Origin of the sequence: Pseudoflavonifractor sp. 524-17 (assembly GCF_009935845.1) — a bacterium.
Taxonomy (GTDB): Bacteria; Bacillota; Clostridia; order Oscillospirales; family Oscillospiraceae; genus Pseudoflavonifractor_A.
The window spans coordinates 188,855-203,119 of the sequence record NZ_QWEK01000006.1 but is presented as its reverse complement, the minus strand read 5'-3'; the positions used below and the strand labels follow the sequence as shown (position 1 = coordinate 203,119).

The window sequence follows — 14,265 nt, the reverse complement described above, 5'->3', positions numbered from 1 at the left end:
TCTCCTCTTTATTTCTCACTCTGTCTCTTCCGCGGCCTCCGTCACTTCAATCCTTCCCACAATATGCCGGTTGAACTGCGCCAAATCCTCCGCCGGAATCCAGTACTCCTGATGATAGGACCGGCCCACCGTATGTACCTCATAGGCGGACAAAAAGCTGTCCTCCACCTCAAAGCGGGCGATAAAGCCCCGATAGCCGGAGTTTTTGTCTTTGGTATTCCACCGGCAGGCAATCTCCGCCGCATACCGCCGGTTCAGCACCGGATAGAAGATGGGCTGTTCGGCAGCCGCGGCGGGAAAGCAGTATATCCGCTCCAGGCAATTAACGCCCTCTCCTGTTCCCCAACAGGCCGGTACAGTATCATAATTTCCCTCTTTCCTCTGTCTGCCAAACCACCCCATTTTGCGAACTTGCGGCGGGGCACGGCATCTGTTATAATAGGCTTAGAAGCTGCATTCACAGGCGTTGAGCACCGTCTATGAATCCAGTTTTTTTAGTCTCATGGTTGGGGGTACTGTAATGAAAAAAGCAATCATCGGCACCGGGCTGCTCATCTGCGGCACCATCGGCCTGTCGGCCCAGATGCTTAGAGAGGCCATCTTTACCGCGAACCAGTGGCAGACTGTCTCCGGAGGCCTGCTGCCGCCCCAGCTGCCGAGCGGCGCGGTCCTCGCGGCCGGGGCAGCGCTCTGTATCCGTTCCCTCTGGGAGCGCGGCGGCGGGAATGGGGAGGACGCACCATGACAGACTGGTGCCGGCGGGCCCTGGAACTGGGCTTTGACCACGCCGCCCCGGTGGAAGCCGCCGCCCTGGAGTGCCTCCCAGAGGTGCGGGAGATGTGCGCCGCCGACCGGTGCCGCGCCTATAACCGGTGCTGGACGTGTCCCCCCGGGTGCGGCACCCTGGAGGACTGCGCCGCCCGCCTGAGCCAATACCGCCGGGGCATTCTGGTGCAGACCACCGGCCACCTGGAGGACGACTTTGACGTGGAGGCCATGCTGGACACCGAGGCCCGCCACAAGGCCCGCTTTGCCAGTCTGGCCAAAGAGATCCGCTCCGCCCTCCCCCGCTGCCTTCCCCTGGGGGCCGGCTCCTGCACCCATTGTACCCCATGTACCTACCCAGACGCCCCCTGCCGCTTTCCCCAAGAGGCCATTGTCTCTATGGAGGCCTTTGGCCTGCTGGTCGCCCAGGTATGCCAGCGGGCTGGGCTGGAATATTACTACGGCCCCCGCACCATCACCTATACCAGCGCTGTGCTCTTGGATTGATCGGGAGCAAAACAGAGAAATGCCGGATTGCCGCCCCTGGCAGTGTTCTAATATTATAAAACTGAGACAGACAAAACACAACCCCCCAGCCGTCCAACGCGGCTGGGGGGCCTACTTCTGGTTCTGGATTTCTGTCATGTCTCAACCTCATGCTTTCTGTAGTTTTGCGCATCAAACCTCTGGGAAGACAATCCCTTACACCTGCCGTTGCCTAGAAACACTCTGTTGCGCTAAGTCGTCCTTCCACAATATTTCGCATCAGGGGCTATTGGCGCTCGTTCTCACACTTGTGAGCGGGTTCTGGAACATGCCTGTTGGAATCTTCTCTCCTCGGGTCTCTTGCGCTGCTGCATTGGGCTGCGCCGGCTGCTGCGGATTCTGCTCCAATGCGAAAGGTCGGGGATCTCATCCGATGCTAGTACATTGGACTCCTCTCCTTTCTTTCTGGCTACATTGTACTATAATATTCAGTGTCTGTCAAGGGTTTTTGTCCGAATTTTCTCAAATTTTTTATGCCGGCAGGGTATGCCTCTCCCTGCCGCGCCCTATTTCCTCCGCCCTTCAAAACAGGGGGCGGCTACGCGGTCGGAGGGCAGCGGCTTTCCTCAGAATTCCTTGTGTAAAAAAACGATTATCGCTCAAAATTCCGTGGGATATTTTTTCATTTTTCACTTTTCATAAGAGTTTAGATGTGTTACAATGAATTTAACGCTTTCGTCCGCGTCTGTAAGAACCGCGCAGCGTCTGGCTTCAGCACGGACCAAGCAGCACTCGTACAAACGAAAGGAGCTTTTACGAATGAAATACGGTCGTACTTACAACTTCTCCGCAGGTCCTGCCATGATGCCCGAGCCGGTTCTGGAGGAAATCGCCGCCGAAATGCTGAACTACCGCGACAGCGGCATGTGTGTCATGGAGATGAGCCACCGCTCCAAGGTGTTCCAGCAGATCCGGGATGAGGCTGAGGCCGATCTCCGCAAGCTCATGGGCATTCCCGACAACTACAAGGTTCTCTTCGTCCAGGGCGGCGGTACCGTGCAGTTCGCCATGGTGGCCATGAACCTGCTGAAGAACGGCGTGGCCTGCTACGTGGAGACCGGCGCCTGGTCCAAGAAGGCCATCGCCGAGGCCAAAAAGTACGGCGAGGTCAAGATCGTCGCCTCCTCCGCCGACAAGAACTTCTCCTACATTCCTGACTGCTCCAACCTGGATATCCCAGACGACGCCGACTATGTCTATATCTGTGAGAACGAGACCATCAACGGCACCACCTATTACAACCTGCCCAACACCAAGGGCAAGGTTCTGGTCTCCGACCAGTCCTCCATGTTCCTCTCCCGTCCCTGCGACGTGAGCAAGTACGGCCTGATCTGGGCCGGTGTGCAGAAGAACGTGGGCCCCGCCGGCATGGCCGTGGTCATCATCCGCGAGGATCTGATCCGCGACGATCTGCCCAAGTTCGTCCCCACCTACATGAGCTACAAGACCCACGCTGACAACGACTCCCTGTACAATACCCCCAACTGCTGGGCCATCTACTGCTGCGGCAAGGTCTTCAAGTACCTGCTGGCCGGCGGCGGGCTGGAGGCCATGAACAAGCGCAACGAGGAGAAGGCCAAGATCCTCTACGACTTCCTGGACAGCAGCAAGCTCTTCACCGGTGCCGTGGTGAAGGAGGACCGCTCTTTGATGAACGTGCCCTTTGTCACCCCCAGCAAGGAGCAGGACGCCGATGTGGTGGCCGCCTCCAAGGCCGCCGGCTTCGACAACCTGAAGGGCCACAAGAGCGTGGGCGGCCTGCGCGCCTCCATCTACAACGCCATGCCCAAGGAGGGCGTGGAGGCCCTGGTGGACTTCCTGAAGAAGTACGAGGCGGAGCACGCCTAATCCATCATCCCGGTGTTCCCGCGCCCGCCAGGGGCATGAGGGCCGGTCTGCCGGCCCCGCGCCCCTGGGGGTCTATTATGATAAAAAGGGGAATTGCAAAATGGCTATGAAAGTTTTGGTCACCGACGGTATGGACGCCAGCGCCGTAGAGAAGCTGCGCAATGACGGCTTCGAGGTTGTGGAGCAGTTCTATGAGCCCGACCAGCTGGGCGCCGCCCTGCGTGACTTCGACGCGGTCATCATCCGCTCCGCCACCAAGATCAAAGAGCCCCAGATCGACGCCGCCAAGGGCAGCCGGCTCAAGCTCATCATCCGTGCCGGCGTGGGCGTGGACAACATCGCCGTAAAGTACGCCGAGGCCGCCGGCATCGCCGTAAAAAACACCCCCCGCGCCTCCTCCAACGCTGTGGCCGAGCTGGCCATCGCCCTGCTGTTCGCCTGCGCCCGGAACATCTCCATTGCCGGCCACACCATGCGGGAGCAGAAGTGGGAGAAGAAAGCCTACTCCAAGGGCTTTGAGCTGGCCGGCAAGACCATGGGCGTCATCGGCTACGGCCGCATCGGCCGCATGGTGGGCGACAAGGGCCAGGCCCTGGGCATGAACGTGCTGTCCACCGTCCACCGCAACAAGCCCGAGGGCTGCGAGTGCGACACCATGCACTTTGTCTCCATGGACGAGCTGCTGGGCCAGTCCGACATTATCGTCCTGTGCGCCCCCAGCGGCGACAAGCCCCTGGTGGACGCTGAGTCCCTGGCCAAGATGAAGGACGGCGTGGTCATTATCAACGTCTCCCGGGGCTCCAACGTGGACGAGCCCGCCCTGCTGGACGCCCTGAACTCCGGCAAGGTAAAGGCCGCCGGCCTGGACGTGTGGCTCAGCGAGAAGGATCCCAACTGGGAGCTGGCCGCCCACCCCGCCGTGGCCTGTATGCCCCACGTGGGCGCCGGCACCAAGGAGGCCCAGAAGCGCATCGGCGTCGAGCTGGTGGACATCGTCGAGAACTTCTAAGGAGGAGGCCATCCTATGAATCCCAAATTCAACAAGCTGGGTTTTTACCCCGCTGACATTCTCCTCCCCAAGGACGCGGATATGGTCAAATGGGCTGTGGTGGCCTGCGACCAGTTCACCTCCCAGCCGGAGTATTGGCAGGCCGTGGAGGACACCGTGGGCAGCGCTCCCTCCACCCTGCGCCTCATCCTGCCGGAGGCCAAGCTCAACGACCCAGACGTGGACAAGTACATCGGCGATATTAACGCCTCCATGAAACAGTATCTGGACAGCGGCGTCTTCCAGACCCTCTCCCAGTCTCTGGTCTACCTGGAGCGCACCCAGTCCGACGGCAAGGTGCGCCACGGTCTGGTGGGCATGGTGGATCTGGAGCAGTATGACTTCACCCCCGGCAGCGGCGCTCTCATCCGCGCCACTGAGGGCACGGTGCTCTCCCGCATCCCGCCCCGGGTGCGGGTGCGCAAGGACGCCCCCATCGAGCTGCCCCATGTGATGCTCCTTATTGACGACCCAGACGGCACTGTCATTGAGCCCCTCACCGCCGCCAACGGCGCCATGGAGGGCGTTTATAACTTCGACCTCCAGCAGAATGGCGGCCACATCGCCGGCTGGAAGCTCTCCGACGCCCAGATGGAGCAGGTGGCCGATGCCCTGGAGGGGCTTTGCTCCAATGCCGCCATGCAGAAGAAGTACGGCATGAGCGGCGTGGCTCCCCTCCTCTTCGCTGTGGGTGACGGCAACCACTCCCTGGCCACTGCCAAGCAGTGCTATGAGGATCTGAAGAAGGTCACCCCCGAGAGCGAGTGGGCCACCCTCCCCGCCCGGTACGCCCTAGTGGAGGTGGTGAACAACCACGACAGCGCCCTCCAGTTCGAACCCATCCACCGGGTCCTCTTCGGTGTGGATCCGGAAAAGGTGCTGGACGCTTTCAAGGCTTTCTATCCCTCCGCCCACGAGGGCCAGGGCGACGGTCACACCATCGCCTACACCTATGCCGGCCATACCGGCTTCCTCACCGTCCCCGATCCCAAGGTTCAGCTGGCGGTGGGTACGCTCCAGGCCTTTATTGACGATTATCTCAAGGCCAACGGCGGCGAGGTGGACTACATCCACGGCGACAGCATTACCGACGAGCTGGGCAGCAAGCCCGGCAACATCGGCTTCAAGCTGCCTGCCATGGGCAAGGATCAGCTGTTCAAGACCGTCATGGCCGACGGCGTCCTCCCCCGCAAGACCTTCTCTATGGGCCACGCCCAGGATAAGCGCTACTATGTGGAGGCCCGCAAGATCCGCTGACCCCTTTTACGTATCTCCGAATAGAAAAACCGCCGCGGAATGAAGTATTCCGCGGCGGTTTTTCTATTCGGAAGTTTTTTAAGCGGAGCGTCCCTTTCCTGCCCACACTGCCCCAGACAGCCGGGACAGCCGCCGTTCTTCATCCGGCATACATCCCTCCAGCACAATCCTTGTCAGACGCAAGACGGCGGTACGCCTCATCCGTCACCGGCTCCAGCCACTCGTTGGACGTATCCTCCCCCGGGCACTCCACCGCCAAATGGCTAAACCAGCAGTCCGCCTTCGCCCCATGCCAGTGCTTTACCCCGGCGGGGATGGCCACCACGTCTCCCGGCTTCAGACTCCGGGCAGGCGCTCCCTCCTCCTGATACCAGCCCTCCCCGTCTACGCACAGGAGAATTTGTCCGCCGCCGGTTCTGGCCCGGTGGATATGCCAGTGGTTGCGGCACCCCGGCTCAAAGGTAACATTGACGATGAATACCGTCTCTTTGGGATCTGTCAGGGGTTTGAGGCAGCTGCTTCCGGTAAAGTACCGTGCAAAGGCTGTATTTTCCTCCCCCCGGCCAAAGAAACCGCCGTGCGCCTCCCGCTCTCCATCCCCGGCATATACCTCTTTTGCCGCCCGGAACGCTGCCCAGGCGTTGGGCCAGCCGGCGTAGAAGGCTAGATGCGTCAGGATTTCCGCCATCTCCTCCTGGGTAACGCCGTTCTGTCTTGCGGTCTGCATGTGATACTGGAAAGAGCTGTCCACCATTCCCTTGCTCACCAGCGCGGTGACTGTCAAAATGGAGCGCAGCTTCAGGGACAATCCCGTCCGGTTCCATACCTCACCGAAGAGCACATCATCGTTCAGCTGGGCGAATTTGGGGGCAAACTCCCCCAGCTGGTCTCTGCCTGCGGCCTGCTTTATCATATCTGTCTCCTCCTGTTTCGTTCAGATTCTGCCGGAAAAATTCCGCCGGTTGGGTACCTTGCCATTTTCAAACACGGCCTAATCGGCCTGCTGTTTCAGTTGATAGATGAGATAGTCCAGACACTCGATTTTCTTCTCCTCCGCGTGGCAACAGTCCAGCAAAACCCGGCGGTGTTCCGCCAGCAGCGCCAGTCCCGCCTCTTTCTGTCCGTTCTTTAAAAGCTGGAGAAACCGCTCAATCAGCTCCCCGCCGCAGCCGGCGTCTGCCAGATTGGTCATTACGGCCCGTTCCGCTCGCTCCGTCATCGCCCCGCCTCCTTTTATCTGGATTATAAGATCAGTCAGGCAAAATATCAAATACATATATAGAATCAGACTGCATACTTGAAAGGTATGTATCTCTCTGGTATAATGGCTCAAAAACCATAAGGGGACTCTGCCTTGGATATTCGTGTCTTACAATACTTTCTCGCGGTGGCCAGAGAGGAGAGCATCACCAAAGCCGCAGAAGCCCTCCGGATGACCCTGCCACCCCTCTCCCGGCAGCTGAAGGAGCTGGAGGAGGAATTGGGAAAAACGCTGCTCATCCGCGGGAGCAAAAAGGTCACCCTTACAGAGGATGGGGTACTGCTGCGCAAGCGGGCCCAGGAGCTTGTGGAGCTGATGGAGAAGACCAAGGCGGAGCTGTCCAGCTCCGGCGAGACCATCAACGGCGATGTCTACATTGGCAGCGGAGAGACCGACGCCATCTCCTTCTTCGCCCAGGCCGCTGGAAAGCTGCAAAAAAAATATCCCCTGATTCACTATCACATGTACAGCGGCGACGCGGAGATTATAATGGAAAAGCTGGACAAGGGGCTCATTGACTTTGGACTCCTGGTGGGGCCGGTGGATGTGAGCAAATATGACTATATGCGCCTCCCCGTCAGCGATACCTGGGGGGTACTCATGCGCAGAGACAGTCCCCTGGCCCGGCATGAGACCATCCATCCCGAGGATCTGTGGGACAAGCCCCTTATCGTCTCCCAACAGACCTACGTCAGCCGGGATATCTTCGCCTGGCTGGGAAACGGCATTCAGCGGCTCAATGTGGTTCTCACCTATAATCTGATCTATAACGCCTCCCGCTTTGTGAAAGACGGCTTCGGCTACGCCATTACCCTGGATAAGCTCATCAACACAACCGGAGACAGCGCGCTTTGCTTCCGGCCCCTATCCCCCAGACTGGAGGCAGGCTTATGTATTGTCTGGAAAAAATATCAGATTTTTTCCAGGGCCTCGAAAGCCTTCCTGCACCAGCTGAAACAGGAGTGGGATTCCGACGGCTCAGCCCAGGCTGAGCTGCCCCTCCCCAAAGGATGCGGGTTAACATCAAAAAAGTACCCTGTCTGGGAAGCCTGACCGCCCGCCATTCCCCTGCAAGAAAATAGGCGAATACCAGTTACTACAGGGTATCCGGCGTTTCTGACGCCGGATACTTTTTTGTCAATAAATGGAATCTCTCGTGCAAAATTTGTATAGCTATGATACATTTAACTCCGAATTTTGTCGAAAGCGAGGGTTTCTTTATGGCACGAAAAAAGATTGACACCAACATTTCCTACGACGACCGGCGGGGCTGCTACTACGTCTACATGGACTACGGTCAGGACGAGACGGGGAAGCGGAGCCGCAAGTACAAGACCTTCCCCACCTTGTCCGCCGCCCGGCGGGGCCTGCGGGACTATCACGTGGAGCGGGACGCCAACCGCCACATCGTCCCCAAGTCCCTCACTCTCTACGACTGGCTGCGGTACTGGATGAACGAGGTTATCGCCCCCAACCGGGCCAAGACCACCCTGTATGGTTACTGGAAGATCATCGAAAACCACCTGGACCCCGCCCTGGGGGATGTTCCCCTGCAAAAGCTCACGCCCCTGGATCTCCAAAGCTACTACACCATGCTCATCCGGGACAAGCACCTCTCCCCCAACACGGTGCGCCGGCACCACGACCTCCTCTCCGCCTCCCTGCATATGGCGGTGCGGCAGGATGTCATCCCCCGCTGTCCTACGGAGCGGGTGGAACCCCCTCGGGTGATTCCGCCGGAGATCTGCTACTATACCCCCGACGAGCTGAAGGACCTCTACGCCCTGGTAGAGGGCACCTGGCTGGAGGTCATCGTCAAGCTGGCCGGCTGCCTGGGCCTGCGGCGGGAGGAGATCTGCGGCCTGCGCTGGGACAGCGTGGACTTTACCCTGCGGAAAATCCACATCTGCCAGGCCCGCACCGCCGCCGGGGCCATGATTGTGGAAAAGGAGACCAAGACCCGCTCGTCCGCCCGGGCTCTCTATATGACCGACGAGCTCTACCGGATGCTCAAGCGTGAGCGGGCCAAGCAGCGGCAAAACCGCCTGGCCCTGGGCCCCAAGTGGAACGAGTGCGGCCTGGTGGCAGTGGATCGAAAGGGCAATCCCTACTCTCCCAACGCCATCTCGCTGGCCTTTACCCGCTTTATCCGCAAGCACAATCTGCCCTCGCTCACGCTCCACGGCCTGCGGCACACCTTTGCCACCGTAGCCTCCGCCCAGGGCGCCCCTCTCTTCGACATCGGCCGGGCCCTGGGACACTCCACCCCCTCCACCACCGGGCGGATCTACACCCATCTGCTGGATCAGACCCACGCGGATACCCTCCACCGGGTTGCCGCCGCCCTGCGCTGAATCGCAAAAAATGCGTGTATAGTTTTGCCTGTCCTGTTTAAACTAGGCGGGAGAAAACCAACGCGGAGGCGAATGGCAATGACAGACAAAAAGCGCGGAAAACAGACAGTGGCTCTGGAGCATCCCCCCTCCATCGCCGGTCGGGGAAACGTGGTGGGCAAAAAGGAGGGTGAGGGGCCCCTGGCCGCCACCTTTGACACCATCGGCGCGGACGACGCCTTCGGCGAGCAGAGCTGGGAGAAGGCGGAGAGCGCCATGCAGCGGCAGGCCCTGTCCGCTGCCCTGGAGAAAGCGGGTCTGGCCGCCGCCCGGCTGGACTACATTCTGGCCGGCGACCTTCTCAACCAGTGTATCGGATCCGGCTTTGCGGTCCGGGGACAGGACGTGCCCTTCCTGGGGCTGTACGGGGCCTGCTCCACCATGGCCGAGTCCCTCTCTCTGGCGGCCATGCTGCTGGACGGGGGATTCGGCCAGTGGGCGGCGGCGATGACCTCCTCCCACTTCTGCTCCGCGGAGCGGCAGTACCGCACTCCCCTGGAGTACGGCGGACAGCGCACCCCCACCGCCCAGTGGACGGTCACTGGGGCCGGGGCGGTCATCCTCTCCAGCCAGGGGCCAGGGCCCTATGTTACCCATGTCACCGCCGGCAAAATCGTGGACAAGGGCATCAAGGACCCGGCTAATATGGGCGCCGCTATGGCCCCCGCCGCCTATGACACCATCCGCACCCACCTGCAGGACACCAACCGCAAGCCCTCCTTCTACGATCTCATTGTCACCGGCGACCTGGGCGCTCTGGGCAAGGAGATTGTGCTGGACTTCTTCCACCAGGACGGCGTGAACCTGAAAAACCTGGATGACTGCGGCACCATGATCTATGACCTGGAGGGACAGGACGTCCACTGCGGCGGCTCGGGCTGCGGCTGTTCCGCCGTTGTGCTCACCGGCTTTCTGCTGGACGGCATGGCCAAGGGAAAGTGGAAAAACCTGCTGTTCTGCGGCACCGGCGCGCTGCTCTCCCCCACCTCCACCATGCAGGGGGAGAGTATTCCCTCTATCTGTCACGCCGTGGCCCTCTCGGCACAGCCTTAAAAGGAGGGATTTTATGGAACTGTTTTGGGAATACGCCCGCGCCTTTCTCTGCGGCGGGCTCTTATGCCTCATCGGGCAGATTCTAATTGACAAAACCGCCCTCACCCCTGCCAAAATTCTCGTCACCTACGTGGTGGCCGGGGTGGCCCTGGGGGGACTGGGACTCTACAAATACGTGGTGGAGTTCGGCGGCGTGGGCGCTACCCTTCCCCTCACTGGCTTTGGCTACCTGCTGGCCAAGGGCGTGTATCAGGCAGTACAGGAGCAGGGCGTTATGGGCGCCCTCACCGGGGGCGTCACCGCCGCTGCCGCCGGGATCACCGCCGCCATCTTCTTCGGCTACCTTACCGCCCTGATCTTCAAGCCAAAATCAAAATCCTGATAAAAATACTCCGGGGAGCTCAAAATGCTCCCCGGAGTATTTTTCAGCGCAGATACCAGGGCTTTTCCCGTTCCCCGTCCTCCGCCTCCTCTTCCCGCTCGCCCTCCGCCTCTGCCGCAGTATAGCGCTTAAAAATGCGCTCCAGAGGCCCGGAGGCCAGCAGGCCCACCAGGCTGGGCATAACCGGCAGCAGAAGCCAGAACTCAATGCACAGCACCACGCCCAGCACCATCAGTACCGCCAGCAGCAGCGTGGACGGGAGATGCTTCAACCCCAGCCGGACCGCTGTCCCAAAAAGCCGCCCTGTCCCCATGGCGTACCGGGAGAGCAGCGGGAACAGATAGGCCATAATCCCCATAACCAGCAGCAGAAAAACGCAGTAAACGCCAAACACCAGCATTCCCCGCTTCGTCCCCGCCAGGGCGGAGGGCAGCAATAAAAAGAACCCCATCGCCAGTATCTGCCCCGCCACAAGGCAGATCAGTCCCGTCAAAAGGCCGTCCTTAAAATTGGCGCGAAAGCTCTGGAAGTAGTTTTTAAAAGGCATGGGCTCCCGCCGGCGGATGCACTTCACCAGCGCGTAATAAAGGGCCGCCGTGGCTGGGCCCGCTGTCACAACGGGAATGCACAAAAAAAGCCACAGCACGCTGAGCAGTACAATGTTAAACAGCCGGTCCGTAACCTGAAAGATGATATTTTCCGGATTGAAAATCCGATTCCACATAAGCTTCGCCCTCCGGTTTCCCAACGTGTTTTCTTTATTGTATCTGTTTTTTGCCTCTGCGTCAAATAAAGGTGTTTTCTCCCGCGCTCCTTTTATTCTGTTTTTCTATAAAGTGAGCGAAACCTTTACTTTCCCCCTTTTTTCTACTACAGTATTTAGAGTCTGTTTCAAACCCGGCAATATGCCCGGCGGCGAGGAATTTTTTCGTCTGGCAAGTGGTTTTGACGCAGGAATCCTGACGGATTTCAAGGAAAAACCGCGCCGCTCAGGCGGAAAAAGGCCCGCCCTTTGGGCGTGTTGACGGTTTTGAAACAGACTCTAGAGTCTGTTTCAAACATTCCAGCATCACAGCCAAAACAGGTCACAAACAGAGAGGACGAGACATACTGTGAAAGAACAGCTTGGCGTCATCACCGGACGCTTTCAGGGACTCCACCTGGGACATATGGAGTATCTTCTGGCCGCGGCGGAGCGGTGTGAGCATTTGATCGTGGGGCTGACCAACTTCTCCCCCTGGGAGGAGGCCCCCGCCGCCCTCCAGGGACTCAAGCGGCTGGAGGCGGACGCCAACCCCTTCACCTTTTATGAGCGGATGGTCATGCTGCGGGACAGCCTTATGGAGGCCGGCCTCCCCCGGGAGCGCTTCGATATTGTTCCCTTTCCCATCGAGCACCCAGAGCGCATTTCCCACTTCGCCCCTCCAGAGGCAATTTATTTTATGACCATCTACGACCAGTGGGGGGAGCACAAGAAAAAGGTGCTGGAGGATCTGGGCCTGCGCACCGAAGTCATGTGGGTACGCACCGACAGCCAGCGCCTCACCAGCGGCACAGAGATCCGCCGGCTCATCGCCCAGGGGGAACCCTGGACCCATCTGGTTCCCCCGGCAGTACGCCGCTATCTTGATGGGCACGATCTGGTCCGCCGCCTTCAGGGCGGCACAGACAGGGTTTGCCCAGACGCAGCCCCTATTTTTTCCCCTTGATCTCCTCCCAGTAACGGCGGGCGGCCTGCTCCGCCTTGTTTTCGCCATATTCATAGTACCGCGTCCCCACCAACGCGTCCGGCAGATACTGCTGCTCTACCCAGCGGTTGGGGAAATTGTGGGGATAGAGATAGCCCTGCCCCCGTTCCATCCCCGCAGAGTCGGCGTGTTTGTTCTGGAGGTGCCGGGGATAGTCTCCGGTCCTCCCCGCTTTCACGTCCGCCAAGGCCAGATCCAAAGCCACATGGCCGGTATTGGATTTGGGGGCAGTGGCCATGAGCACCGCCGCGTCCCCCAAAGGAATACGGGCTTCCGGCAGGCCCAGCATATTGGCCGCGTCCACGCAGGCCTTGACGATTGGGATAATCTGGGGATATGCCAGCCCGATGTCCTCACAGGCGGTAACCATCAGCCGGCGGCAGGCGGAGGTCATATCCCCCGCCGCCAGCAGCCGGGCCAGATAGTGGCAGGCGGCGTCCGGGTCAGAGCCCCGGATGGACTTTTGCAGCGCGGAGAGAATGTCGTAATGGTCGTCCCCCTCCCGGTCGTACCGCATGGCCGAGCGCTGGGCCGCCATCCGGGCGTCTTCCAGAAGGATATGCCGCCCCTCTCCTGTCCGCCGGGCGGCGTGGGCCAGCACCTCTATGGCGTTCATGGCCTTGCGCACATCCCCGCCGCAGGCCTGGGCGATGTGCTCCGCCACGCCCTCCTCCCAGGTGAGAGACTCCCCCAGCCGGTGCTCCATCCGCCTCAGCCCACGGCGGACCGCGGGGAGCACATCGGCGGCCTCCAGCGGCTTGAACTCAAAGACCGACGCCCGGGAGAGCACCGCGTTATATACATAAAAATAGGGGTTCTCCGTGGTAGAAGCAATGAGCGTGATCTTTCCGTTCTCCATAAACTCCAGCAGACTCTGCTGCTGCTTTTTATTAAAATACTGAATCTCGTCCAGGTAGAGCAGCACCCCCTCCGGGGCCAGCATGGTGCCGATGTCGGCAATGATATCCTTGATGTCCGAGATAGAGGCGGTGGTGGCGTTGAGCCGGTGCAGGGGCCGGTTGGTGCGCTTGGCGATGATGTTAGCCACTGTGGTTTTCCCCGTCCCCGACGGGCCGTAGAAGATCAAATTCGGAATATTTCCGCTGTCAATGATCCGCCGCAGCAGGCCATCTTTTCCCAAAATATGCCCCTGGCCCACCACTTCCTCCAACGTATCAGGCCGGATCTCATCTGCCAAAGGACGATAGCTCATCTGTCTCTCCCCCACTCTGTCTGCCCTACGCTCCGTTCAAACCCCAGATAGCGGACGCCCTGGAAGGTCAGCCGCCCCCAGTCCCTCTCTGCCAGCATTCCATATTCCCCGCCGGAGACATGCAGCTCCATCCGGTCGCCGCTCTCCACCTGGAAGGTGACATAATAGGTAGTGCTGGAGTGAGGAACCGCCCCATTTCCCGGGTGGGATACGTCTGCCCGCTTTGAGCTCACCTTGGCCTCCACCGTCAGCCGGGGCGCTTGATTGCTGCGGCTCCACTGGGCGATTCCTTTTACGAACACGACCACAAATGCGGCCAGGACGATCACAAAAAATAAGCTAAATATCCCTGGAATCACGTCAAACATGAAATTGGGGCCAAATCCACCCATCTGCTACGCCTCCTGTTCCCGCCCTTTTGAGAGGCGCTCATCGCTCCAGTTCCACCACTTCAGCTGCTCCGGATCGGTAATGCGGTCCTCCGCGAAGGCCACCGCCAGCCGGTAGACGTAGAGGACGCAGCGGTCCACTCCCTCGCCGCAGCACAGGCAGTCCCGCTGGTAGAGCGCTTCCGGGTCCTGTCCCCGCAAATCCGCCAGAGTGTGGATGCCCAGTGCCTTCAGGCGCTGGGCCATATTTTTTCCCACGCCGGGGATGCGCTGTAATTCCGTCCCCATAATCTCCCTCCATCCTCGTGCAGTACTATCATCATACCACATTTTACCGCCCCCGTACAGATAAAAAGGGAGAG

The 14,265-nt window shown here is 59.8% G+C and carries 18 protein-coding genes; 11 read left to right on the top strand and 7 right to left on the bottom strand.

The features are described from left to right. Positions 1-15: 15 nt before the first annotated feature. A complete protein-coding gene (locus D1159_RS02145; protein WP_243152052.1) occupies positions 16-402 on the bottom strand; it encodes a hypothetical protein in 387 nt (128 codons plus the stop codon). A 118-nt stretch (positions 403-520) separates the two neighbouring features. Between D1159_RS02145 and D1159_RS02140 the strand changes: the two genes are divergently transcribed. The 5 genes from D1159_RS02140 to D1159_RS02120 all read left to right on the top strand — a co-directional run bounded on the left by D1159_RS02140 (position 521) and on the right by D1159_RS02120 (position 5,464). Then, the gene (locus tag D1159_RS02140) at positions 521-745 is read left to right on the top strand and encodes a hypothetical protein (RefSeq protein ID WP_161844040.1); all 225 of its coding nucleotides are present in this window, start codon (positions 521-523) and stop codon (positions 743-745) included. After that, the gene (locus D1159_RS02135) at positions 742-1,272 is read left to right on the top strand and encodes a DUF2284 domain-containing protein (protein ID WP_161844039.1); all 531 of its coding nucleotides are present in this window, start codon (positions 742-744) and stop codon (positions 1,270-1,272) included. The genes D1159_RS02140 and D1159_RS02135 overlap by 4 nt, the downstream gene beginning before the upstream one ends. A 798-nt stretch (positions 1,273-2,070) precedes the next feature. Further along, on the top strand, positions 2,071-3,159 hold the full coding sequence (gene serC, locus D1159_RS02130) for a 3-phosphoserine/phosphohydroxythreonine transaminase (RefSeq protein ID WP_161844038.1): 1,089 nt from the start codon (positions 2,071-2,073) through the stop codon (positions 3,157-3,159). A gap of 100 nt (positions 3,160-3,259) precedes the next feature. Next, a complete protein-coding gene (locus tag D1159_RS02125) occupies positions 3,260-4,168 on the top strand; it encodes an NAD(P)-dependent oxidoreductase (protein WP_161844037.1) in 909 nt (302 codons plus the stop codon). Between the two features lie 15 nt (positions 4,169-4,183). Then, on the top strand, positions 4,184-5,464 hold the full coding sequence (locus tag D1159_RS02120) for a DUF1015 domain-containing protein (protein WP_161844036.1): 1,281 nt from the start codon (positions 4,184-4,186) through the stop codon (positions 5,462-5,464). A gap of 139 nt (positions 5,465-5,603) precedes the next feature. On the opposite strand, the gene D1159_RS02115 is transcribed toward D1159_RS02120, so the two are convergent. Beyond that, the gene (locus D1159_RS02115) at positions 5,604-6,377 is read right to left on the bottom strand and encodes a carboxymuconolactone decarboxylase family protein (protein ID WP_161844035.1); all 774 of its coding nucleotides are present in this window, start codon (positions 6,375-6,377) and stop codon (positions 5,604-5,606) included. Positions 6,378-6,455: 78 nt separating this feature from the next. After that, on the bottom strand, positions 6,456-6,683 hold the full coding sequence (locus D1159_RS02110) for a hypothetical protein (RefSeq protein WP_161844034.1): 228 nt from the start codon (positions 6,681-6,683) through the stop codon (positions 6,456-6,458). A gap of 135 nt (positions 6,684-6,818) precedes the next feature. On the opposite strand from D1159_RS02110, the gene D1159_RS02105 reads away from it, so the two are divergent. The 4 genes from D1159_RS02105 (at position 6,819) to spoVAE (ending at position 10,553) form a co-directional block, all read left to right on the top strand. Further along, positions 6,819-7,778 carry a LysR family transcriptional regulator gene (locus D1159_RS02105; protein ID WP_161844033.1) on the top strand — a complete coding sequence of 320 codons (960 nt, stop codon included), beginning with the start codon at positions 6,819-6,821 and terminating at the stop codon, positions 7,776-7,778. A 167-nt stretch (positions 7,779-7,945) separates the two neighbouring features. Beyond that, positions 7,946-9,079, top strand: a complete 1,134-nt coding sequence (locus tag D1159_RS02100) for a site-specific integrase (protein WP_161844032.1) — start codon at positions 7,946-7,948, stop codon at positions 9,077-9,079. A gap of 78 nt (positions 9,080-9,157) precedes the next feature. Next, positions 9,158-10,171 carry a stage V sporulation protein AD gene (gene spoVAD / locus D1159_RS02095; protein WP_161844031.1) on the top strand — a complete coding sequence of 338 codons (1,014 nt, stop codon included), beginning with the start codon at positions 9,158-9,160 and terminating at the stop codon, positions 10,169-10,171. Positions 10,172-10,184: 13 nt separating this feature from the next. After that, complete coding sequence (spoVAE, locus tag D1159_RS02090; RefSeq protein ID WP_161844030.1) at positions 10,185-10,553, top strand: stage V sporulation protein AE; 369 nt, start codon at positions 10,185-10,187, stop codon at positions 10,551-10,553. 43 nt (positions 10,554-10,596) lie between these two features. Here spoVAE and D1159_RS02085 read toward each other — a convergent pair whose 3' ends face one another. Next, positions 10,597-11,277 (bottom strand): YesL family protein, encoded by a 681-nt coding sequence (locus D1159_RS02085; RefSeq protein WP_161844029.1) that lies wholly within the window; start codon positions 11,275-11,277, stop codon positions 10,597-10,599. A 37-nt stretch (positions 11,278-11,314) separates the two neighbouring features. On the opposite strand from D1159_RS02085, the gene D1159_RS19100 reads away from it, so the two are divergent. Further along, on the top strand, positions 11,315-11,578 hold the full coding sequence (locus D1159_RS19100; RefSeq protein WP_202620901.1) for a hypothetical protein: 264 nt from the start codon (positions 11,315-11,317) through the stop codon (positions 11,576-11,578). A gap of 87 nt (positions 11,579-11,665) precedes the next feature. After that, positions 11,666-12,262, top strand: coding sequence for an adenylyltransferase/cytidyltransferase family protein (locus D1159_RS02080; RefSeq protein WP_202620890.1), 597 nt, complete (start codon positions 11,666-11,668; stop codon positions 12,260-12,262). Here D1159_RS02080 and D1159_RS02075 read toward each other — a convergent pair. Genes D1159_RS02075 through D1159_RS02065 form a run of 3 tightly spaced genes read right to left on the bottom strand, consistent with a single transcriptional unit; the run spans position 12,246 to position 14,191 of the window. Beyond that, entirely contained in the window at positions 12,246-13,514 is a 1,269-nt protein-coding gene (locus tag D1159_RS02075) for a replication-associated recombination protein A (protein ID WP_161844028.1), read from the bottom strand. The two genes, D1159_RS02080 and D1159_RS02075, sit on opposite strands and share 17 nt — an antisense overlap. Beyond that, positions 13,511-13,906, bottom strand: a complete 396-nt coding sequence (locus tag D1159_RS02070; RefSeq protein WP_161844027.1) for a DUF2500 domain-containing protein — start codon at positions 13,904-13,906, stop codon at positions 13,511-13,513. Before D1159_RS02070 ends, D1159_RS02075 begins: the two co-directional genes overlap by 4 nt. A gap of 3 nt (positions 13,907-13,909) precedes the next feature. Next, complete coding sequence (locus D1159_RS02065; RefSeq protein WP_161844026.1) at positions 13,910-14,191, bottom strand: helix-hairpin-helix domain-containing protein; 282 nt, start codon at positions 14,189-14,191, stop codon at positions 13,910-13,912. Positions 14,192-14,265 lie beyond the last annotated feature (74 nt).